We start from the raw sequence: 24,313 nt of genomic DNA, 5'->3' as shown, positions 1-24,313 counted from the left end.
ATGTTTTGTCATAGTAGACCTCGTTTCTAACTCAAACGTCTCACACTTAATTCCACCATAAAAATCCGTTTTAGACTAATTTCCACTTTGGTCAGGCAAGTGGAAGTTACTTTGAGAAGTTAGCAAGCGCCAAAAAGCAGTAAACATTTGCCTTGAGCTATTGACAAAAGTGAAAGAATCAGATAGAATAGTAAAGTATGTTTAGTAACTGATCACTTTATAGCCGGCTAAACGAATACAAAATCTATGAGGAGGTATTCATCGTGAAACGTACTTATCAACCAAGTAAACTTCGTCGTGCGCGCAAACACGGATTCCGTAACCGTATGTCAACTAAAAACGGTCGTCGCGTATTGGCAGCTCGTCGTCGTAAAGGACGCAAAGTTTTGGCTGCATAATCCAAACGAACCATAACAAAAATCAGTAGGAACTCGAGTCTACTGATTTTTATTTTTGTAAAAAAGTTCAAAAAGGCTTTATATTTTTGCTCAAATGGTGTATAATATTTCACATACTGTAAAAAATGGAGAATAATCATGAAGAAATCAAAAGTTATGCTTTTTGGAGCTATGGCTTTGACAGCAGGTCTAGCTCTAGCGGCATGTGGGTCTTCCCAATCTAGTAATGCTGAAAAAACCTACTCTTATGTATTTACTAGTAATCCTGATACCTTGGACTACATTACGTCAACACGTGGTTCCACTTCTAGTATTACGACCAACTTGATTGATGGCTTGTTAGAAAATGATAAGTACGGTAATCTCATTCCGTCTATGGCTGAGTCATGGACGGTGTCAAAAGATGGTTTGACTTACACTTATAAAATCCGTCAGGGGGCGAAATGGTACACTTCAGAGGGCGAAGAGTATGCGGATGTAACGGCTCATGACTTTGTGACAGGTCTCAAGTATGCGGCTGATAAAAAGGCTGAAAACTTGTACTTGGTCCAAGACTCTATCAAGGGCCTCGCAGACTACGTTGAGGGGGAAACATCTGACTTTGAGACTGTTGGAGTTAAAGCAGTGGATGACTATACTCTTCAATATACTTTGAATAAACCAGAATCTTACTGGAATTCTAAGACTACTGGGGGCATTTTGAGTCCTGTAAATGAAGCTTTTTTGAAATCTAAGGGAGATGACTTTGGAAGTGTAACACCATCCAGTATCTTGTCAAATGGTCCTTACTTGTTTAAATCTTTCTCATCAAAATCTTTGATTGAATTTGATAAAAACCCTAATTACTGGGATAAGGACAATGTGAAAATTGAGAAAGTGAAGCTCTCTTTCTTTGACGGTTCTGATCAAGATAGTTTAGCGAGAGGATTTTTGGAAGGGAACTACTCGGACGGTCGTATCTTCCCGACAAGTTCAGTGTTTGATCAGTTGAAAAAAGGGAATGAGGATAAAATCACCTACACACCACAAAACTCAATTACCTTCTATTATCTTTTTAACGTTAATCGTCAAAGCTACAAGCAAACCATGAAACAGTCTGATAAGGAAAAGACAGACTCGCTTGCGGCCATGCAAAATAAGGATTTCCGTCAGGCTGTCAACTTTGCCTTTGATCGTCATGCTTATGCAGCGCAGACAAATGGTGAAGATGGAGCAGACCGTATCTTGCGTAACACGCTTATCCCAAGTGATTTTGTCCAAATCGGTGGTAAAAACTTTGGAGATGTTGTCAATGAAAAGATTATTAACTATGGTACAGAGTGGTCGAATATCAATTTGAATGATGCGCAACCTGCCTTTTTGAATCCTGAAAAAGCCAAAGTAGCATTTGCTAAAGCTAAAGAAACCTTGCAAGCAGAAGGCGTGACCTTCCCAATTCATTTGGATATGCCGGTTGACCAGACGGCTAAGTTAGATGTGCAACAAGCAAGTTCCTTTAAGCAGACAGTGGAAGAAACCCTTGGGACGGACAACGTTGTGATTGACGTGATTCAACTTTCTCCAGACGAGAAGGATCAAGCTACATTCTTTGCAGATACAGCTGAACAAAAGGACTATGACATTGATATTTCAGGTTGGAGCGGAGATTACTCAGATCCGAAAACTTATCTTGATCTCTTGGATCCAGAGTCAGGTTCACAGCTTAACAATATTGGGTTGACTGCTGGAAAAGATAATGAAGTAAAAGAAAAAATTGGACTTTCTGCTTATAAGAAGTTACTAGATGAAGCAGATAGCGAAGTTGAAAATACTCAGGCTCGTTATGAAAAATTTGCTGAAGTCCAAGCTTGGTTGACTGACAGCGCCCTCTTCCTACCAGTTCAAAGTGGTGGAGCCAACCCAATCTTCCGTAAGACTGTACCGTTCACAGGAGCCTTCTCGTTCGTTGGGCACAAAGGAGATGCTGATAACTACAAATATGTTGAACTGCAAAAAGAGCCAGTAACTGCGAAACAGTACCAGGAACTCTATGAAAAATGGCTAAAAGAAAAAGCTGAGTCAAATAAAAAAGCTCAGGAAGATTTGGCTAACCATATTCAATAAAATTTCTAGTCATGCTTTTTAGTTAATACTCAATGAAAATCAAAGAGCAAACTAGAAAGCTAGCCACAGGCTGTACTTGAGTACGGCAAGATGAAGCTGACGTGGTTTGAATTTGATTTTCGAAGAGTATAAGCATAGTGACTGGATTTAGAAAAAGACCTTGCTAGACAATTTTGGTTCTGGTAGGGTCTTTTCTTTATTTTTTGTTTTTGATGAAGTAAATGGAGTGGATAGGGCTTCAGATAGCTAGAATGACTTGTTTTATGTTTTTGAATGAGAATCGATTAAAATTTATAAATCTGTATAAGGGATTAGTGACAAAACGATACCAAATAGGGTAAATTTCTATATATTTTAATTAAAGTAAAAATGAGGCTAAAAGTGGACGGGGGGGGGATTTTATGCTATAATGTACGTATATTCTTATCACCTAAAGTAGATATATTATAATAAAGTTTTATTATAGTGCATCAGCTTTTTGAATAAGAAGAAATAAAAATAAAAAATGGAGATCAAAGAATGAAGTATAAGAGAACGCAGAAACGCTCCAAGCAGATGTGGCAGCGTGTAGAAAAATTTTCGATTAGAAAGTTTAGCTTTGGAGCAGCGTCGTGTTTGATTGGGGCATCTTTAGTTGGGGCTGCTGGGACGGTACAACCTGTAGAAGCTGCTTTGACATATGAAAAAACAGGGGATAAGACAGCTCGCACTTTATATACAAACTTAGGGGATTCTCCTGATAAAGCTACCGGTAGTGGGGTTCACGACGAGGTAGATGTTAATAAAGAAATTCAAATTGATGTAGACTGGTCACAATATAGCAAAACAAATCCCTATGTAAAAGTTACTTATAAGTTTAATGGTGGGTATGGAGCATCTGCTCTTTATCACTACGGTGGAGGACGTCCGGAATTTTGGTTTACAACTCCAATTGGAGTGAAAGAACCGAGACGGGTTACTCTATATAACACTGGTACAGGCCCCCAAGGTCGAGTCATGACTAGTTGGAAAGGCTCTCAAGGCTGGATTTCATGGTCTAACTCTGTCGGTTCACGTTACCAAAACGCAGAAGCTGCCAAAGCTTTAAATGCAGGTGATCCTACTAAATGGGAATGGTACAACGATACGACAGGTGAAAGTGGTAAGACTTACCGCGGGGATCTGGATGCGATGTTTTGGTGGCGCATGGGAGATACTATAGCAGGAAAGCCAGGAGACCAAGCTATTTACCAATTGTTTAAGGACAATACCAAGAGTTTCTATGCTGACTGGGAAAAAGCAGCACACCAAAGCGTTACGATTGAAGCAGAATATGAAGTTGTGGACCCAACTTTAAAAAATGAAAGATATACCTTAGATTTTGGTGCGGGGGTTAAAGTAGGACATGCGGGCTCGCTCAGATCACGCTTTAAAGTGTCAACGGAACAAGTTCCTGCATTATATAAAAATACTGAATTTTTTGAGCCTAAAATTCCAGATAGACTTGGAGTTAAAAATCCGGATAGCTTAACAGATTTTGAAAAAACACTTGTTAAAGATAGAATTTTAAAGGCAAATCAAGACAATAGTAATGATACTCTTCCAGAAGGTAAGAAGAAATTTATAGAAAATCTACAAAATGGAAGTGATGGAATTCAAATTGGAAATGACGGAACTGCAACTATTACCTACTTAGATGGTTCAACAGATGTAATTCCAGGTGGGGCTCTTGTTTATAAAGATATAGACGCAGCAGAACCTTCAGATGGTACGAACGGTACTTATTATTATCACATTTCTCCATATCCAGTTGCAAATTTGGATAATATTAGTGATGAAGAGATTGAAAAGGCTTTACAAAAATTTTATGAAGTAAATGGAATGACCTTTAATGGTGATCTTATCAGTAGTGTTGGGAATGGTGTTTCAGATAACTTCGTAGGAAAATTCCTTTCACCTTATAAAAAAGGTGGAACAACTTTTCAACATGTATCCATATTAAATGGCGATAGAACGTCTACGGGAGTGTCAATTCCGAAAGGAGCTTTATTCAAACTAAAAGCTACATTTAATGCTGCGGATGCAACAGAAGCAAAAGTAAAAGGAAATGAGACAATTGATCAATTAACTTTCCTTTCTCCAAAAGAAAAAGAAGTCTTCAAAAAAGAGTTGGAAGGTAAAACAAGTCAGGAAGATATAAATTCTGTTGTAAATAAAGCAATTTCAAGAAATTCTGCAAATGAAAAAGGTATAGCAGAGAAAAAACTTGAAGTTAAAAAAGGAATTGATGCCTTAACTTACTTGACTAACGCTGAAAAAGAAGAGTTGCGTAAAAAAGTAGATAATCAAGGTATAGCAGACCCTGAGAATGCAGATGGCTCAGAAGGAAAAGCTTTAGACCATACAAAATCATTACTTGATAAAATTTTAACTGATGCAACTGCGACTAACTTAGCGAATGCTAAGAAAAAAGCTAAAGAACAAATTGAGAAAATTAAAGATAGCTTAACTCCAGAAAAAGTAGAAGAATTTAAAAATAAAATTGAACGCGCCGATTCTGTAAGTAAGATTGAAGAAATTCTCAAAGAAGCAGAAACTCTTAAAGCAAAAAATGAAGCAGATAAAGCAAAAGCTGAAGCTGATAAGCTAAAAGAAGACTACAAGAAGAAAATTGACCAAATTCCTGGATTGTCAGATGAAGATAAGGCTAACTATAAAAAACAGATTGATGAGGCAACATCAAAAGATCAATTAGACAGAATTCTCAAAGATGCAGAGGAAAAAGTAAGTCGTGAGCAAGCTCGTACGGATGCTAAAGATATTATTGATGGTTTAACTCATTTAAACAATGCTCAAAAAGCAGAATTGAAAGATCAAGTAGCTGCAGCTGGGGGTAAAGCAGAACTTGACCGTATTGTGAATGCTGCAAGAGATTTAGATTCTAAGATGGATTCTTTACAGCAATTAGTAGCAGAAGCTGAAAAAGTTAAGGGTTCTGATAAATATAATTCAGCTGATCGAAATAAGAAAACGGCTTTTGATAAAGCGAAAGATGCTGCTTCAAAAGTAGCTGATAAAACAACAGGAACTTCAGCGGATGCATCAGAGGTATCTACTCTAATTGAGAATCTAGCAAAAGCAATTAAAGAGTTAACAGGACAAGAAATTGCTGTGCCTGTATCGAAAGATGCTTTGAAAGCAGAAATTGATGAATCAGATGCGATTAAAAATTCAGTAGCTTATGCTAAAGAAACAAGTGCAGATAAGAAAAAAGCTTACGATGATGCTTTAGCAAAAGCTAAAGAAGTGTATGCTAAGCAAGATGCTACACAACCAGAAGTGGATGATGCCTTAGCTAAATTGCAAGAAGCACGAACTGCCTTATCAGGAAAAGTTGAAGACTTTACTTTGGCAGTGACAGATGGAGCAGCAAAAATCTCTGTAGAGCCTAAAGTAGGAGCTGAATTATCTGAAACTGATAAAGGAACTGTAAAAGCTAAAGTAACAGCGAACGGAGAAGCGCTTAAAGATACAGATACAGTAATGTACGGAAATATTACCGAAAAAGACGGTAAGACATACGTTAAAGTAACCGTAACTCGCGACGGTGTTTCAAAAGAAATTGAAGTTCCAGTAGAAGGAACTGAAGCAGCGAAATCACCACTAAAAGATCCTGAAAAAGTAAAAGTTAATGATGTTAATAATCTGTCAGAAGCGGAGACAACTGCAGTAAAAGAGGCGGTTAAGAAAGCAAACACAAACTTAACAGATAACCAAATTTCAGTAGATAATACAGGGAAGGTAACTGTAACGTACTCTGACAAATCACAAAATGAACTTCCTGCCTCTAAGACTGTAGAGGCTAAGACAGAAGCAGAAAAAGCATTAGACAAAGCAAAAGAAAAAGCGAAAGCTGACTTAACAAAAGCAGCGGACAAAGAAAAAGCAGAAATCGAAGCAGACAAGACCTTAACAGAAGATCAAAAGAAAGCTGAAAAAGATAAAGTTGATGAAGCTAAGAAAGCTGCAGAGTCTAACATCGATAAAGCTGGAACAACTGACAAAGTAACAACTGCAACAGAAGCAGGTAAGAAAGCAATCGATGCTGTTCATAAAACTAATGCTGAGAAAGCAACTCCAACAGTAACAGGCGGAGCGGTAGAAATTTCTGTAGACCCAAATACAGCAACAAACGTTGACAGCGAAGCAGATAAAACTGCAATTAAAGACGCGGTAACTGTTCCAGAAGGACAGCCACAACCAGCTAAGAAAGAAATCTTAAATGGCGGCGCTATTAAGGACGGCAAAACTTCAGGAACGAAGGTAGTAGAAGTCGAAGTAACATATGGAGATGGATCAAAAGAAATAATAGAAGTTCCAGTTGTTAAAAAAGACCAAGTATTTACAGTAGGTGTAAAAGACCCAGCAAAACCGATTGAGATACCAAATACCCCAACAGTAGGAGAAGACTTAAAAGACGAAGATAAGGAAAAAATCAAAGAAAACTTACTAGTCAATGGCGAGTCGTTAAAAGCTGGTGATAGTGTAGAGTTTGGGAAAGTTACACAAGAGCAGGATAAAACAGTTGTTTCAGTAACGGTAACACGAGATGGTAAGAGTGAAACAATCAAGGTCGAGGTAACTAAAAAATCTGAACCATTTAAGTTGACGGTTACTGATTCAACCCAACCGGTACCGATTTCAAAAGAGCCAGTTGCAGGTGATAAGTTAACACCAGAAGACGAAACTTTAGTGAAAAATAAAGTCAGAGTAAATGGTGAGGAATTACAAGCTAATGAAGATGTAACAGTTGGTGTAATTGCCAATGAAGGCGGTAAGTTTGTTGTTCCAGTCACAGTAACACGTGATGGTAAGAGTGAAACAGTCAATGTCGAGGTAACTAAAAAATCTGATACTACAAGTGATCAAGGAGAACAAAATAATCAGGATGATCAAAGTGGTTCAGAAGGACAAAAAGACAAAGATAAAGCAACTCCAAATGTAAAAGATTCAGTAACTGAAGCAGGAGGAGTTCCAGTAAGTGTAGACCCATCTAATGCTCCTAAAGTAGCAGAAGCAGATAAAAAAGCTATTACAGATGCTGTAGAAGTACCAAAAGACCAACCACAACCGACAGACAAACAAGTCAAAAATGACGGAGAAATTGTGGAAGGAACAGGTGCAAATGAAGGTAAGAAAGTAGTTGTAGTAGAAGTTACTTATGGTGACGGATCAAAAGACGAAATCGAAGTACCTGTAAGAAAAGCAACTGACAAGGACAAAGCAAAAGCCGACCTAACAAAAGCAGCAGATGCTGAAAAGGCAGAAATTGATGAAGACAATGCATTATCTAAAAAAGAAAAAGAAGCATTGAAGAAACAAGTTGATGACCTTAAAGCAACACACGAAGAAAACATCAACAATGCAACTTCACCAGAAGATATACCATCAGCAACAGAAAAAGGTAGACAAGAAATTGCTGCTGTTCATACTCCACAAGATATTACAGAAACAGCTAAGAGAAAGTTAACTCCACCAAAAGAAAAGGTTAAGGTTACAGATATCAATCATTTAACAGATGAAGAGAAAGAAGCTGTTAAAAAAGCGATTGTGGCGACTAACCCTTCATTAGAAGAATCTGAAGTCTATGTGAGTGATAAGGGAGATGTAGCTTCTCCTAAAGGTTACTTGGAAGCAGAAAAAGTTGTTGTTCAAGCATTAAACAAACCAGCGACACCAGTCGTAGTAGCTGATCCAAATCATTTAACAAATGATGAAAAGGAAAAAGTGAAAGAAGCTGTAGCCAACGCAAATCCTGGCCTAAACAAAGATGATATTACAGTCGATGACAAAGGTAATGTAACAACTAAGAATGGTGATAAATTACTTGCAAAAGATGTGGTAACACCAGCCTTGAAGAAACCAACAACACCAGTTGTAGTTGGAAATCCTAATGCTTTAACAGAAAAAGAAAAAGAGGACATTAAGGATGCTGTCGCAGCTGCAAATCCAGGCTTAAACAAAGGTGATGTAACAGTAAATCCTGATGGCAGTGTAACAACTCCAAAAGGAAATCTACCAAAAGAAGATGTTGTAACGACAGTCTTAAATAAACCAAATAAACTTGTTGAAGTAGAAAATCCAAATAGCTTAACAGTTAAAGAAAAAGAAGCGGTTAAGAAAGCTGTTGTAGCTGCAAATCCAGGTTTAACTGAAGATAAAGTCAAAGTCGATGATCAAGGAAATGTGACAACACCACAAGGTAACTTACCAGCAAAAGATGTTGTAACTTCTAGCTTGAAGAAGCCAACAACACCAGTTGAAGTTGTTAATCCAGCTAAATTGACAGACCCAGAAAAAGCTAAAGTTGTAGAAGAGATTATTAAAAATAATCCTGATTTAGCGGATAAAAAAGATAAAATTAACGTTGATGATCAAGGCAATGTTGAAACACCAAAAGGTAATTTACCAGCAGAGGATGTAGTGACACCAGCCTTGAAGAAACCAACAAATCTTGTCCCTGTTAAAGATGTCCATAACTTAACAGATGCAGAAAAAGACGCTGTTAAGGATGCTGTTGTAGCTGCAAATCCGGGATTAAACAAGGACGATGTCAAGGTTGATGGTCAAGGTAATGTTGAAACACCAAGAGGTAATTTACTAGCAGGAGAAGTTGTAACTCCAGCCTTGAAGAAACCTGTTACACCTGTAGAAGTTAAAGATCCTAAAAACTTAACAGAAGTAGAAAAAGACGCTGTTAAGGATGCTATCGTAGCTGCAAATCCAGGCTTAAACAAGGATGATGTCAAGGTTGATGGTCAAGGCAATGTTGAAACACCACAAGGTAATTTACCAGCAAAAGATGTAGTAACACCAGCTTTGAAGAAACCTGTCACACCTGTAGGAGTTAAAGATTCGAATAACTTAACAGACAAAGAAAAAGAAGATGTTAAGAAAGCTATTGTTGAAGCAAATCCAGGCTTAAACAAGGACGCTGTCAAGGTTGATGATCAAGGAAATGTTGAGACTCCAAACGGAAATCTACCAAAAGAAGATGTAGTAGTACAAACTGCCAAAGGGCAATCAACAAATGTCTTCAAGCCAGAGTTAGACTTACAAACTGCTTTAGTATCCGGAAAAGTAACTGTAGAAAAAGGTAAAGACTTAGCTGATGAAGAAATCCTAAAACAATTAGCACTAGCTGATGGAGTAACAGCGAAAGTTATTTCTAAACCAACTACAACTGAAACAGGAACTAAAGAAGCAGAAGTGGAAGTAACGCTAGCGGATGGTAACAAAGTAACTGTGAAAGTACCGGTTGAAGTAGTTGATTCCTTAGACACAGCTGATAAAGATAATGATCTTGCTAAGGCGAAAGAAGATGCTAAAAAACAAGTAGAAGAAGCTGCCAAAGCTAAAATCACTGAAATCAAGAAGGATACAGGTTTAACTGAAGAGCAAAAACAAAAAGCTGAAGAAGCAATCAATAAAGCTAAAGATGAAGCTAACAAAGCTATTGACGAAGCATCATCAGCAGGAACAGCTAAACAAATTGCGGATCAAGCAAAAGAAAATATTGGAAAATATGATCCAAAAGCTGATACAGAAGTTAAGAAACCAGATGTAACAAACCTTGATGAAGAAAAAGCGAAAGCAAAAGCTGAGATACTAGAAGAAGCTCAAAAACGCATTGACGAAATCAAGAACAATAAAGATTTATCAGACGAAGCGAAACAAAAAGCTATCGAAGAAATCAATAAGGCCAAAGATAAAGCGATTGAAGACATCAACAAAGGTCAATCTAAAGATGAAATCAACGCGGCGAAAGAAGCTGGTATTCATAAGATAAATGAAGTTCAACCAGATGGCTCTATTGCATCTAAATTCGAGCCGAAAGTTCCTGAAAACAAAGTGGAAGTAGAAAATCCAGCAAAACTTTCAGATGAAGAAAGAGAACAAGTTCGTCAAAACATCGAAGGAGCTAACACATTCCCAGATGGAACAACAGTAGAAGTAAAACCAGATGGAACAGCTGTTATCACATATAAAGATGGTTCAAGCGATACGATTTCTAAAGATAAATTAGTAGCGCCAGCTAACAAAGAGACAGGAACAATCGCGTCAAGAACCGAGCCAGTTATTCCAGGAAAAACACAAGTAGGAAACACTACTAAGTTAACACCAGGAGAACAAGCTGCGGTTAAAAAAGCGGTTGAGGAAGCGAACAACTTCCCAGCAGGAACTACAGTAGAAGTAAGACCTGATGGAACAGTAGTCATCACCTATCCAGATAAATCTGTAGATACAATAACAGGGGATAAACTTGTTGAAAAAGGAAGTAAACAAGAAACTCCAAAAGTTCAGACAGATGCAGAGAAGAACCCAGCGCAAGTTCCAGGAAACTTTGTACCTGTTGAAAATACTCACAACTTGACACAGGCGGAGCAAGATACTGTAGCAGCTAAGGTCAAAGAAGCAAATCCAGCGGCGACAGATGTTAAGGTATCTAAAGATGGAACAGCAACGCTAACATATGGAGATGGTTCAGTAAACACAATTCCAGGAACCAGTCTAGTAGTAGCCAAAGATACTGACAATGAAGCTGCAACACAAGCCACGCAAAATCCAGCAGTGGTGCCAGCAACTACAGAAGTCGGGAATGCTCATAGCTTAACACCTGAGGAACAAGCTGCAGTAGCTACGAAAGTGAAACAAGCAAATCCAACTGCTACAGATGTTAAGGTATCTAAAGACGGAACAGCGACATTGACATACTCAGATGGTTCAGTCAATACAATTCCAGGAACCAGTCTAGTAGTTCAAAAAGAGGAAACTTCAATACAAGAGCAACCAACAATCGCAGAGAAGACAAAAGTAATCATCCCAGCTAACCCTACAAAAGTAGCAGAAGCTACAAGATTAACAGATGCAGAAAAAGAAGCTGTTAAAAAAGCTGTAGTAGATGCAAATGGATTCGGAAGCGATGTTAAAGTTGAAGTAGCTGGAGATGGCACAGCGACAATCGTCTTTAAAGATGGTTCAGCTATTACAATTCCAGGAAATCAATTGGTAGCACAAGATCCAAAAGCACAAGATAGCACTAAACCGACTGCTGAAAAATCAACTGTTAAAGCGCCTGCTCAAAGAGTAGATGTAAAAGATATAACTCATTTAACAGATGAAGAAAAAGAAAAAGTTAAGGTTGCTATTTTACAAGCAAATGGTTCAGCATTAGACGGAGCGACAATCACTGTAGCTGGAGATGGTACAGCAACAATCACATTCCCAGATGGTTCAGTAGTGACGATTCTAGGAAAAGACACAGTTCAACAATCTGCGAAAGGTGAATCTGTAACTCAAGAAGCTACACCAGAGTATAAGCCAGAAACTACACCAGGTGGAGATAATGGAGGCAATACTGGAAGCTCAGATGCTAATGCGAATGCAGGCGGTGGTAGCCAGGCAGGCGGACAAGCTCACACAGGTTCACAAAACCCAGCTCAATCACAAGCTTCTAAGCAATTAGCTACTGAAAAAGAATCAGCTAAAAAGGCCATTGAAAAAGCTGCCAAGGACAAGCAGGATGAAATCAAAGGCGCACTGCTTTCTGATAAAGAAAAAGCAGAACTTTTAGCAAGAGTGGAAGCAGAAAAACAAGCAGCTCTCAAAGAGATTGAAAATGCGAAAACTGTGGAAGATGTGAAGGAAGCAGAAACGATTGGAGTGCAAGCCATTGCCATGGTTACAGTTCCTAAGAGACCAGTGGCTCCTAATGCTGCTCCTCAGGCAACAAGTGCACCGCAAGCAACTGCAGGAACAATGCAAGATGTTACCTACCAGTCACCTGCTGGCAAACAATTACCTAACACAGGTTCAGCATCAAGTGCAGCACTTGCTAGTCTTGGTCTAGTGGCGGCAACCAGTGGTTTTGCTTTGCTAGGAAGAAAGGCTAGACGTAGAAAATAGGACAGCTAGAAAATTCTATTCTCTACTTAAAGTTAGATTATAAGGGGGATTTGGAGAAGTCATCAATCCTAGTGATGGGTGAGAGAAGAGAGAACCCAAGATAATCACATACTTTATACTCAATGAAAATCAAAGAGCAAACTAGGGAACTAGCCGTAGGCTGTACTTGAGTACGGCAAGGCGACGTTGACACGGTTTGAATTTGATTTTCGAAGAGTATTAGATGAATAGGGATGTTCTATCAATCTAGCCAGTCTCTTTCGTCTCTAACTGTGGAATAGAAGATGGGCAATATCGGATAGAAAAGATAGCAGAATAGATCTCTATTGAAGAGAGGAGGGAAACAGAAAAATTGGGTGCCCCTCCTCTTTTTTGCTATAATAGTAGATAGAAAACGAGGTTAGAAGAGATGATTTTTGATACACATACACACTTGAATGTAGAAGAATTTGCAGGTCGTGAGGCAGAAGAAATTACCTTGGCTGCTGAGATGGGTGTGACACAGATGAATATTGTTGGTTTTGATGAACCGACGATTGAGCGTGCTTTGGAGTTGGTAGATGAGTATGACCAGCTCTATGCGACTATCGGTTGGCATCCTACAGAAGCAGGGACTTACACGGAGGAGATTGAAGCCTACTTGCTTGATAAGCTCAAGCATCCCAAGGTTGTTGCTTTAGGTGAAATTGGATTGGACTACCATTGGATGACAGCACCGAAAGAGGTGCAGGAGCAGGTTTTTCGCCGTCAGATTCAGTTATCTAAGGACTTGGATTTGCCTTTTGTAGTTCATACCCGTGATGCGCTGGAAGATACCTATGAGATTATCAAAAGTGAGGGCGTTGGTCCTCGTGGTGGGATTATGCACTCATTTTCAGGGACGCTTGAATGGGCAGAGAAGTTTGCCGAGCTTGGCATGACTATTTCCTTCTCAGGAGTGGTGACTTTTAAGAAGGCAACTGACATCCAAGAAGCAGCTAGAGAACTTCCTTTGGACAAGGTTTTGGTGGAAACGGATGCTCCCTACTTGGCTCCTGTTCCTAAACGGGGTCGTGAAAATAAAACAGCCTACACTCGCTATGTAGTGGACTTTATCGCGGATTTGCGTGGCATGACGACAGAAGAGCTGGCGGCGGCAACGACTGCAAATGCAGAACGAATTTTTGGAATTAAGTATTAAAGGAGAAAATATAATGGTTAATTTTATTAAAGAATATAATAAAGATTTTACAAATGAGATGATTAAAGAATCAATTTTTGTAATTGATAATAATTGCTTACTATTCCCTCTGAAAGATTATGTTTTGGGCGATAAAATAGTAGATTCGTTCAATATAATAAAAAATGATGTTTATATTCCATATGTAACACAAATTGAATATTTAGAAAATGAATCAAACACCATAAATAAGCGGAAGGAACAAGTAAAAAAAGCAAAAAAAATAATTTCGGACATTGAAGAGTCAAATCAACTATTAGATTTTAGAATAAAAAATACCATAAATAATAATCTTTTTAATGAAATTGAAAAATATAAAAAAGATGATGCTATGAGATCTATGTACGAACAAATTTCAAGTTTTAAAAATGAGTATGTAGATAAAATTAAAAATTATGAAGAAAAGTTGAAGTTGATAAATGATGAATTGGCAGAGGAGAAAAATAAGCTATTAAAAAAAGTTGATTGGAAATTATCAACTACGAGTGTCGATGAAATAAAGAGAGTAATTGAGAAATTCCTAGATGAGGTAAAGCTAGGATTAGACTACACTGATGATATCTTGAGTAGATATACTGAGGTAATAAATGAACGTTATAATTCAAACATTTCTCCAGGATATGAAGATATTGATGGAAAATCTAACCGAACAATTTTTTTAGGAGGTAAATCAGTACCTAGACATTATTCGGATGCAATTTTTTGGTTAGATACATTAGATTATATTATATGTAACCCAAATGTAACTAAAGATAAGAAATATTTGATTATTATTTCGAATGAAGGAAAACAAGACTGGGTTGTTGGAGGTAATAAAACAAAAATCAATCTTGACATGTATTCGGAATGCTATAGAAAAACAGGTTTGATTGTTAAAAAAATAGATATTTGGACACTCTTAAACGTAACGGGAGTAGCGGATGGCAGTTCAATTGAAATTTCCCGTAAAAATTATGAAACTGGAAAATATGATTTTAGATTATACGGACAGGATTATATTGGTATAGAACAACAATCTAAAATGATGGAAATTATATTTGAAAAAATTATTTCAAAAATTGATGGATCGACTTTAAACATTCCGTGTGTCGTATCGTTTGAAGATTCACTGGAAGGCGTTAACACAACATTTGATAAATATCTAATGGTTAGAGATAGCCTAGGGAATGAATTTTTAGTAGGGACGTCTTTGAATTTTTCTCAAAAACTTAGATATATTTTTGATTTATTGGATTCTAGAGTTGAGGGTAGTGCCCCGCAATTAAAATTTATGGACAGTAGTGTTCAAAGTGAGTGGGAAAAAATATGTCGTCGAAGAAAAAAATGAAAATTTCCCAAGTCATCGTGGTTGAAGGTCGTGATGATACGGCCAATCTCAAACGCTATTTCGATGTAGAGACCTATGAGACTCGAGGTTCTGCCATCAATGACCAGGACATAGAGCGGATTCAGCGCCTACACCAACGTCATGGAGTCATTGTCTTTACAGACCCAGATTTTAATGGGGAACGGATTCGTCGTATGATTATGACGGCCATTCCAACAGTTCAGCATGCCTTCCTCAAACGAGATGAAGCTGTTCCTAAGTCCAAAACCAAGGGGCGGTCTCTGGGAATTGAGCATGCCAGCTATGAGGATCTGAAAACAGCTCTAGCTCAGGTGACAGAACAATTTGAACATGAGAGCCAGTTTGACATCAGTCGTAGCGACTTGATTCGCCTTGGTTTTCTAGCGGGAGCAGACAGCCGTAAGCGACGAGAATATCTAGGAGAGGCTCTCCGAATTGGCTATTCTAACGGCAAGCAACTCCTCAAGCGCTTAGAGTTGTTTGGAGTCACCTTGGCAGAAGTGGAAGAAGCTATGAAATCTTATGAGTAGGAAAGATGTAGCCGTTACAATTTTTTAAGTTTCACAGTATTTTTCGAAGCAGGTAGAAGAGGAGGCGTCTGATGTTAATTGGTCAAAAAATCAAAGAGATTCGGATAGAGAAAGGAATTAGTCGTCCAGATTTTTGTGGAGATGAGCAAGAACTGACAGTTCGTCAACTGTCGCGAATTGAAAGTGGAGCTTCGCAACCGAGTTTGCCCAAGTTAGACTATATTGCTCGCCGGCTAGGAGTTCCAGCTTATAGTCTTATGCCGGATTTTTCTGCTCTTCCTCCTGCTTATTTGGAATTGAAATACCAGATTTTACGTGAACCAATCTATGGTAAAGAAGAGGAGTATGATAAGAAGGAAGCGTGTTTGGAAGAGATAGAGGATTTATTTTATGAGCAACTTCCTAATGAGGAAAAAATATGGTTTGAAGCTACTAGAGCAACGATAGATGTTATTCGAAGCGGACGACCAGAATATGGGGAAACCGTACTGGACGATTATTTTAAAACAATTTATGATAAGGAATTGTTTTTGATAAATGAATTAGAAGTTATCAACTTATATTTTGCTATAGTGCTTACAAAGATAAAACAAGGTCAAAATCAGATTGAAGAAATTAACAGAATTCATTCGTTTTTAGTTCGTTTGACAAATCATGTAGAATTAATTGCACCAGAATATCTGTTTGCTTTAAGTAGCACTTTGTTTTCGGGTCTAGCCTGTTTGGATAATTTGTCGTCTTATGATTCACTAGAAGCTTATATCTTTAGCCTTAATCATATAATGGAAAAAACACAAGATTTCCAGAAGAAACCAATTATATTAATGTTGGAGTGGAAATTATCTCTAATAATAAACAATGATTATGTTTCTGCCGAACAGTTCTATCAGAAATCGAAGCTATTTGCTGATATAATAGAAAATTCTTATTTAGTTACTATGTTGGAGAAACAATGGCAAGAAGATTTAAAAAAATATTTATAAACATAGTGAATCAGTGACAAAAATGTCCTTGTTCTTGCATCAAAACAGTTCTAAAGTTCGTCTTTAGAGCTGTTTTTTAGATATAAGCTAAAAATGGCACGAAATGGTTATATTTTAAGGACATTGATGTCCTTTGAGTTTATTTAAGAATAATTTATAATTAATTAAAATGTGAAAGGAGATTACAGTATGAACTTTTTTAGTTTATTTTATCTAGTTACTTGGTGGTTTAAATAAAATTTAGTTATGTCTACTTAGTTTCAAAATAGATTCTTTAGGGCAAAGTGTCAGTTTATTAGGATAGTTATGATAAAAATGTATATTTCGAGGAGAAAATAAAATGAAAAATAAGATTTTAACAAAAACAGCAATTGTTTTAAGTTGCTTTTTAACATTAAGTACTGTTGCTCTCCCATCTGCAACTGCTTTTGCTTCTACATATTCAGTTTCGGATAAAGCAACTCAAGTTTCAAAACGTTCTACGGTAACTAATAGTGAAGGAAAACATATCTACGTAGATAACGGACGTATATTAGAATTTGATAAAGATACTGTTTCGCAAGAGGATATCCAAGCTGCTAAAATGGACAGAGGAAAGTGGTCTTTTTCAGTTACAGCTATTCGAAAAGGTTATAGTAAACTCCCTTCGAATGTTAAAAGATGGATAAATCAATATATAGGATTGAATGCCATATTGAGTACACTAGAACACTTTACTGGTTGGATTGAAGATGGAATCTACCAGGCTTGTAAGCGTGCAGGTATGCCAGATTGGATGGCTTGGACAGTAGCTAAAGCTTTGACCTTGATAGCACTATAGTTTATGAAAAAATTAAAAAAATACCTTCCATTCTTTTTCTGTCTACTATACCTAATACACGGAATACTTGATTTATCAACTTTAAATATTTTAGGTGCAATCTTTAAAATTATAATTAGTACTTTGGGTATAATAGTTACATATCCGTTTTATAAAGAAGGAAACGAATAATTTAAAGAAATAATTCTGTACTCAGTCTTATTTAGTTGTTCTCATAGTAGTAGGAATAATCCGTGTTTACCATTTGCGAGTAATAAACAATAATCCTAAAAAAGTCTCTGACAACTAGTGATTGATTTTTCTCGGATTAGTTTCACACAATTGTTTATACGAATGATTGGAGATTATGTTAAATTTACTTTGTGGTATTTTGCAATCAGAGTACATCAAATAGGCACCTTTTTATGTGTCCTTCGTTTTATAATAGGGTAAGAATATTTATAAATATCGTGAAGCAATGACAAAAATGTCCTTGTTCTTACATCAAAACAGTTCTAAAGTTCGTCTTTAGAGCTGTTTTTTTAGATATAAGCTAAAAATAATATAAAATAGTTAGATTTTAAGGACATTGACGTCCTTGATACTTCTTGAAAAAACGGATATAATATATTTGAAGATGTTGCTAGTAGAAAGAATTTAATAAACTTCTTAACATGGCAGTGACTGTGGTCACCTTCTCACTAAGTGACCAAGTAACTTTTTGGAGGAAATGATGAAACGCTTATTTATTTTGATTTCAATGGTATTGGTATCGCTTTATATGGTGATAACTTCTGTTGACCATCGAGAAGAGATTTTATTTGGTAACTATCCTTCTGTTGATGTGACAGGAGTGGTGATAAATCAATCAGTAGCTAGTCACGAAAAGGTGACAGAGGCTTTGAGTCACTTGGCGGTAGAGCACAATAGTCTCATCGCTCGTCGGATTGTTGAGCCAAATGAAGCTGGAGAAACACGCTTTACCTATGCCACTTATGGTCAGGGAGAGCTTCCAGAAGGTCTGACCATTTCCTCCAAGGATAGTGCAGAAACGAGTGATTTATTAGGGTCTTACTTGATTGTATCAGGAAGTTTGGATGGAGTGAGTTTACAGACCACCTTGAAAGAGCTTGGTTATCAAGGCTTTGTTTCGAATGGAGAAGATCCATTTTCGATAGTCTTACTATTGACGGCCACCCCTATGGTGCTACTGAGTTTAGCTATTTTTCTGCTGACCTTTATGAGTTTGACCCTGATTTATCGGATCAAATCCCTTCGTCAAGCAGGGATTCGCTTAATCGCTGGTGAGAGCTTGTTTGGGGTGGCTCTCAGACCAGTGTTAGAAGATGTGAGACAGCTTATCTGCTCAGTGCTGGTATCCAGTCTTGTGGGATTGGGGCTTCTCTGGTATCAAGGTGCCTTGTTTATGGCAACGGTGCAACTTGTCATCATTGCTCTTCTACTTTATGGCTTGACCTTGGCAGGGATTTCTACCTTACTAAGTGTCGTGTATCTACTTGGTTTACAGGGAAATAGTCTGGTGGATCTCTTGAAAGGGAAACTCCCTCTCAAACGTATGATGACATTGATGATGATGGGGCAACTCTTGGCCGTGCTGGTGGTCGGTTCGAGTGCAACTACTCTCCTACCTCACTACCGTGAAATGCAGGAGATGGAGAAGGCAAGCGATAAATGGAGCCAGTCCTCAGACCGTTACCGTCTATCCTTTGGTTGGTCTAGTGCATTTGCCGATGAAGAAGGAATGCGTAAGGATAATCGTGAGTGGCAGACATTTACTGAAGAACGGTTAGCCAATACAGACTCTTTTTATATTATGAGCAATGTTGACAATTTCTCAGATGGAGCAGAAGTGGACCTAGATGGCAATCGTCTCAGTGACTACACACCGTCAGGGAATGTTATCTATGTCTCACCGCGCTATCTGATAGAAGAAAAGATTACCGTTTCTTCAGAGTTTATGGATAAGATGCAAAACTTGTCTGAGGGAGAGTTTGGGCTGATCTTGCCTGAGAGCTTGCGAGAGCAGTCTGCCTACTACCAAGGATTATTTACAGATTACCTGCAAAGATTTTCATCTGAAAGTGTAGAAGTGACGAGTCGGAAACACTACCTTCCACAGCTAAGGCTAGATTTTACAGAAACAGGACAGGAACGTTTCCTCTATAATGATGGGTACAAGACAACACGTCAGTACCTAAAAGATCCGATTATTGTAGTTCTAACGCCGCAAGCGACTGGAACAAGACCTGTTGCAGGGATGTTGTGGGGAACTACGGCTAATAGTGCCTTGAAACTAGATCGATATGGAGACAGCATCACCGCTCTAAAAGAGCAAGGTCTGTATCACAAGGTCTCTTACTTGGTAAAAAGCCAGCTATTTTTTGCCAAGGTACTAAATGACAAACGGGTGGAGTTTTACTCTCTCCTTATTGGGACGATTTTGACCCTGTCTACGGCTATCTTGTTATTTGATTCCATGAGTCTTCTCTATTTTGAGCAGTTCAGACGGGAGCTCATGATTAAACGTCTTTCTGGTATGACAATCTATGAGCTTCATGGCAAGTATTTACTGGCGCAAGGAGGAGTTCTCTTACTTGGGCTAATCCTATCTAGTGTTTTGACAGGAGATAGCTTGATTAGCGCTCTAGTTGTAGCTTTGTTTACGCTTAACGCTCTGTTGATTTTAGTAAGGCAGGACAAAAAAGAAGAAGCTGGTAGCATGGCAGTATTGAAAGGAAAATAAGATGATTGATATTCAAGGATTGGAAAAGAAGTTTAATGACCGCGCGATTTTCTCTGGTTTAAACCTCAAGCTGGAGAAGGGCAAGGTCTATGCCTTAATCGGGAAGAGTGGGAGCGGAAAGACGACGCTGCTGAATATCTTAGGAAAGCTAGAAAAGATAGATGGTGGAAGGGTTCTCTATCAGGGGAAAGATTTAAAAACCATTCCCACTCGTGAGTATTTTCGAGACCAGATGGGCTATCTCTTTCAAAATTTTGGCCTTTTAGAAAACCAATCAATCAAAGAGAATTTGGATTTGGGCTTTGTTGGTCAGAAAATCTCAAAAGTAGAACGTTTGGAAAGGCAAGTGGAGGCTTTAGAAAAGGTTAATCTAGGGTATTTGGATTTGGAACAAAAAATTTATACTTTATCTGGGGGAGAGGCACAACGAGTTGCCCTTGCGAAGACTATTTTGAAAAATCCACCCTTGATTTTGGCATATGAACCAACAGCAGCTCTTGATCCTGAAAATTCAGAGGAGGTTATGAATCTCTTGGTGGGCTTGAAAGATGAAAATCGAATGATCATCATTGCGACTCATAATCCCCTAGTCTGGAATAAGGACGATGAAATCATTGATATGAGGGAGCTTGCTCATGTGTGAAAAAATCCGTATTCGCAGGGTATCTGATTATCCTAGTGCCAGAGGTGGTTTAGAAGATATCCTCATCATGGAAAATATGACCAATCATCTCCTTTTAGTTCAAATCCGAGTGAATGGCTATTTGCTTGATTTTGCTAGCATTGAAGGGCAAAGGCAAAAGCATTATCGTTTGAAAAATTTACCTCAAACGGTTGAATTGACAGTGGACGATGTGGAGGAGGATGTAGATTTGACCCTACCTGAAAATCGAAGTTATCAAGAAGCTGATTTTTTGATACTCAATGAAAATCAAAGAGCAAACTAGGAAGCTAGCCGCAGGCTGTACTTGAGTACGGCAAGGTGAAGCTGACGTGGTTTGAATTTGATTTTCGAAGAGTATGAACGTATGTTTCGAGAGAACCGCTCAGTCCCCCTTTAAAGATTTCCAAAACTATCTTTCTTCATGAGGAAAGATAGTTTTTTGGTATGATTTTCACCCCCAAAATACAAGGGGAATGTGTTACAATAGTAGTAACAGATAATAGAAAAGAGAATAGATGAGAATTGCAGATTATAGCGTGACCAAGGCAGTGCTGGAGCGTCACGGTTTTACCTTTAAAAAGTCTTTCGGGCAAAACTTCTTGACGGATACCAATATTCTACAAAAAATCGTGGATACGGCTGAGATTGATGGCCAGGTTAATGTCATCGAAATCGGGCCAGGGATTGGTGCCTTGACGGAGTTTTTGGCTGAGCGTGCAGCAGAGGTCATGGCCTTTGAAATTGACCATCGTTTGGTGCCAATCCTAGCAGATACCCTGCGTGATTTTGATAATGTGACCGTTGTCAACGAGGATATTCTCAAGGTTGACTTGGCGCAACATATCCAGAATTTTAAAAATCCTAACCTGCCAATCAAGGTAGTGGCTAATTTGCCTTACTACATCACGACGCCTATTCTCATGCACTTGATCGAGAGCGGAATTCCTTTTAGTGAGTTTGTGGTCATGATGCAAAAAGAGGTAGCGGACCGCATTTCCGCTCAACCAAATACCAAGGCATATGGCAGTTTGTCAATCGCTGTGCAGTATTACATGACTGCCAAGGTTGCCTTTATCGTGCCTCGTACGGTCTTTGTGCCAGCGCCAAATGTGGACTCAGCTATTTTGAAAATGGTACGCCGTCCAGAACCAGCTGTAGCAGTGGAAGACGAGAGCTTCTTCTTTAAGGTTTCCAAGGCAAGTTTCACCCATCGTCGCAAGACCTTGTGGAATAACTTGACAGGTTACTTTGGCAAGACTGAGGAAGTCAAGGACAAGCTGATCAAGGCTTTGGACCAAGCAGGCTTGTCACCAAGTGTGCGTGGGGAAGCTCTCAGCTTGGCAGAATTTGCCGGTCTAGCAGATGCACTTAAGGGGCAAGGACTCTAAGATGCAAGGACAAATTATTAAAGCCCTGGCAGGATTCTACTATGTGGAGAGTGAGGGTCAGGTTTATCAGACACGTGCGCGTGGGAATTTTCGTAAAAAAGGTCATACTCCTTACGTTGGGGACTGGGTAGATTTTTCTGCCGAGGAAAATTCAGAAGGCTATATCCTCAAAATTTACGAACGGAAAAACAGTTTGGTTCGTCCGCCTATTGTTAATATTGACCAAGCCGTGGTGATCATGTCCGTCAAGGAACCGGACTTCAACAGCAATTTGCTGGATCGGTTCTTAGTTCTTTTGGAGCACAAGGGTATTCATCCCATCGTCTATATTTCCAAAATGGATTTGCTGGAAGATAGGGAAGAACTGGATTTTTATCAACAGACCTATGGTGACATCGGCTATGACTTTGTGACCAGTAAGGAGGAACTCCTGCCTTTGTTAACAGGTAAGATTACAGTCTTTATGGGGCAGACAGGTGTTGGTAAGTCAACCCTTCTCAATAAAATCGCACCAGACCTCAATCTTGAAACAGGAGAGATCTCAGACAGTTTGGGTCGCGGTCGTCATACCACTCGAGCTGTTAGTTTTTACAACCTCAATGGGGGCAAAATCGCAGATACACCAGGATTTTCATCCTTGGACTACGAAGTATCAACGGCGGAAGACCTCAATCAGGCCTTTCCAGAGATTGCTACTGTCAGTCGAGACTGCAAATTTCGCACTTGTACCCATACCCATGAGCCGTCTTGTGCGGTCAAGCCAGCAGTGGAAGAAGGTGTTATTGCCAGCTTCCGTTTTGACAACTACCTGCAATTCCTCAGCGAAATTGAAAATCGCAGAGAAACATATAAAAAGGTCAGCAAAAAAATTCCAAAATAAGGAGAAACCTATGTCTCAATACAAGATTGCTCCGTCAATTCTGGCAGCAGATTATGCCAACTTTGAACGTGAAATTAAACGCCTAGAAGCAACTGGGGCAGAGTATGCCCATATCGATATTATGGATGGTCATTTTGTACCGCAAATCAGTTTTGGTGCGGGTGTGGTCGAAGCTCTTCGCCCTCATAGCAAGATGGTTTTCGATTGCCACTTGATGGTGTCAAACCCTGAGCATCATTTAGAGGACTTTGCGCGTGCAGGTGCGGATATTATCAGTATCCATGTGGAAGCAACGCCTCATATTCATGGTGCCCTCCAAAAGATTCGTTCACTCGGAGTTAAGCCTTCAGTCGTTATCAATCCTGGCACACCAGTTGAAGCCATTAAGCATGTGCTTCACCTAGTTGACCAAGTCTTAGTCATGACGGTTAACCCAGGCTTTGGTGGACAAGCCTTTCTACCAGAGACCATGGATAAGGTCTGTGAGTTGGTTGCTCTTCGTAAGGAAAAAGGTTTGAACTTTGAAATCGAAGTGGATGGCGGGATTGATGACCAAACTATTGCCCAAGCTAAAGAAGCTGGTGCGACCATTTTTGTAGCAGGTTCCTATGTCTTTAAGGGAGATGTCAATGAGCGAGTACAAACTCTCAGAAAACAACTGGACTAGGGTTGCAGTTTTTGCAGGCGGAGACCGCGGTCACTACCGGACAGACTTTGATTGCTTTGTCGGTGTAGATCGAGGCTCGCTCTGGGTTTTAGAGGAAAAACTTCCACTAGATCTAGCGGTTGGAGATTTTGATTCTGTCACTGCAGAAGAGCGACAGGTGATTCAAAAACGTGCCCAGCATTTTGTCCAAGCCCGACCAGAAAAAGATGATACAGATTTGGAATTGGCTCTCTTGACTATTTTTGAGAAAAATCCTCAGGCTGAGGTTACTATTTTTGGTGCTTTGGGTGGTCGTATTGATCACATGCTGGCCAATGTTTTTCTTCCTAGCAATCCCAAGTTGGCGCCTTATATGCGCCAGATAGAAATTGAGGATGGACAAAATTTGATTGCCTATTGTCCAGAAGGGATCAGTCAGCTTGAACCCCGTTCAGACTACGACTATCTAGCTTTTATGCCAGTTCGAGATAGCCAGCTGACCATTCTTGGTGCCAAGTATGAGTTGACAGAGGAAAATTTTTTCTTTAAAAAAGTGTACGCTTCTAACGAATATATAGATAGGGAAGTTTCGGTGACTTGCCCAGATGGCTATGTGGTCGTGCTGCATAGCAAGGACAGGAGGTAG

General features: G+C 38.9%; 14 protein-coding genes and 2 pseudogenes. All 16 read left to right on the top strand.

Annotated elements, in window-relative coordinates:
• Positions 1–263 precede the first annotated feature (263 nt).
• The 16 genes and pseudogenes from rpmH (at position 264) to OVN23_RS09275 (ending at position 24,313) form a co-directional block, all read left to right on the top strand.
• Positions 264–398, top strand: a complete 135-nt coding sequence (rpmH, locus tag OVN23_RS09350) for a 50S ribosomal protein L34 (protein ID WP_000831905.1) — start codon at positions 264–266, stop codon at positions 396–398.
• Between the two features lie 138 nt (positions 399–536).
• Entirely contained in the window at positions 537–2,501 is a 1,965-nt protein-coding gene (locus tag OVN23_RS09345) for a peptide ABC transporter substrate-binding protein (RefSeq protein WP_267241015.1), read from the top strand.
• 519 nt (positions 2,502–3,020) lie between these two features.
• A pseudogene (locus OVN23_RS10440) lies at positions 3,021–6,851 on the top strand (YSIRK-type signal peptide-containing protein); the annotation flags it as partial.
• A 603-nt stretch (positions 6,852–7,454) separates the two neighbouring features.
• Positions 7,455–12,446 (top strand): annotated as a pseudogene (locus tag OVN23_RS10435) (cell wall surface anchor protein); the annotation flags it as partial.
• A 409-nt stretch (positions 12,447–12,855) separates the two neighbouring features.
• On the top strand, positions 12,856–13,626 hold the full coding sequence (locus tag OVN23_RS09330) for a TatD family hydrolase (protein ID WP_173253235.1): 771 nt from the start codon (positions 12,856–12,858) through the stop codon (positions 13,624–13,626).
• A gap of 13 nt (positions 13,627–13,639) precedes the next feature.
• Positions 13,640–14,992: a PIN-like domain-containing protein gene (locus OVN23_RS09325; protein WP_173212228.1), complete on the top strand. Its 1,353-nt coding sequence runs from the start codon at positions 13,640–13,642 to the stop codon at positions 14,990–14,992.
• Positions 14,971–15,543, top strand: coding sequence for a ribonuclease M5 (gene rnmV / locus OVN23_RS09320; RefSeq protein ID WP_173212226.1), 573 nt, complete (start codon positions 14,971–14,973; stop codon positions 15,541–15,543). Before OVN23_RS09325 ends, rnmV begins: the two co-directional genes overlap by 22 nt.
• A gap of 71 nt (positions 15,544–15,614) precedes the next feature.
• A complete protein-coding gene (locus OVN23_RS09315) occupies positions 15,615–16,526 on the top strand; it encodes a helix-turn-helix domain-containing protein (RefSeq protein WP_173253234.1) in 912 nt (303 codons plus the stop codon).
• A 340-nt stretch (positions 16,527–16,866) separates the two neighbouring features.
• A complete protein-coding gene (locus tag OVN23_RS09310; protein ID WP_173212222.1) occupies positions 16,867–17,346 on the top strand; it encodes a hypothetical protein in 480 nt (159 codons plus the stop codon).
• A 712-nt stretch (positions 17,347–18,058) separates the two neighbouring features.
• The gene (locus OVN23_RS09305; protein WP_173253233.1) at positions 18,059–20,089 is read left to right on the top strand and encodes a bacteriocin-associated integral membrane family protein; all 2,031 of its coding nucleotides are present in this window, start codon (positions 18,059–18,061) and stop codon (positions 20,087–20,089) included.
• A gap of 1 nt (position 20,090) precedes the next feature.
• On the top strand, positions 20,091–20,732 hold the full coding sequence (locus OVN23_RS09300; RefSeq protein ID WP_267241014.1) for an ABC transporter ATP-binding protein: 642 nt from the start codon (positions 20,091–20,093) through the stop codon (positions 20,730–20,732).
• Positions 20,725–21,036, top strand: a complete 312-nt coding sequence (locus OVN23_RS09295) for a hypothetical protein (RefSeq protein WP_000333265.1) — start codon at positions 20,725–20,727, stop codon at positions 21,034–21,036. Before OVN23_RS09300 ends, OVN23_RS09295 begins: the two co-directional genes overlap by 8 nt.
• Before the next feature lie 232 nt (positions 21,037–21,268).
• Entirely contained in the window at positions 21,269–22,141 is an 873-nt protein-coding gene (gene rsmA / locus OVN23_RS09290) for a 16S rRNA (adenine(1518)-N(6)/adenine(1519)-N(6))-dimethyltransferase RsmA (RefSeq protein WP_173253231.1), read from the top strand.
• Position 22,142: 1 nt separating this feature from the next.
• Entirely contained in the window at positions 22,143–23,021 is an 879-nt protein-coding gene (gene rsgA / locus OVN23_RS09285; protein ID WP_173253230.1) for a ribosome small subunit-dependent GTPase A, read from the top strand.
• A 10-nt stretch (positions 23,022–23,031) separates the two neighbouring features.
• Positions 23,032–23,688 (top strand): ribulose-phosphate 3-epimerase, encoded by a 657-nt coding sequence (rpe, locus tag OVN23_RS09280; protein ID WP_112445146.1) that lies wholly within the window; start codon positions 23,032–23,034, stop codon positions 23,686–23,688.
• Positions 23,651–24,313: a thiamine diphosphokinase gene (locus tag OVN23_RS09275; RefSeq protein ID WP_267241013.1), complete on the top strand. Its 663-nt coding sequence runs from the start codon at positions 23,651–23,653 to the stop codon at positions 24,311–24,313. The genes rpe and OVN23_RS09275 overlap by 38 nt, the downstream gene beginning before the upstream one ends.

Origin of the sequence: Streptococcus sp. Marseille-Q6488, from assembly GCF_946902925.1 — a bacterium.
GTDB lineage: Bacteria > Bacillota > Bacilli > Lactobacillales > Streptococcaceae > Streptococcus.
The sequence above is the reverse complement of the archived record's forward strand: the minus strand, read 5'-3'. Positions and strand labels throughout refer to the sequence as shown.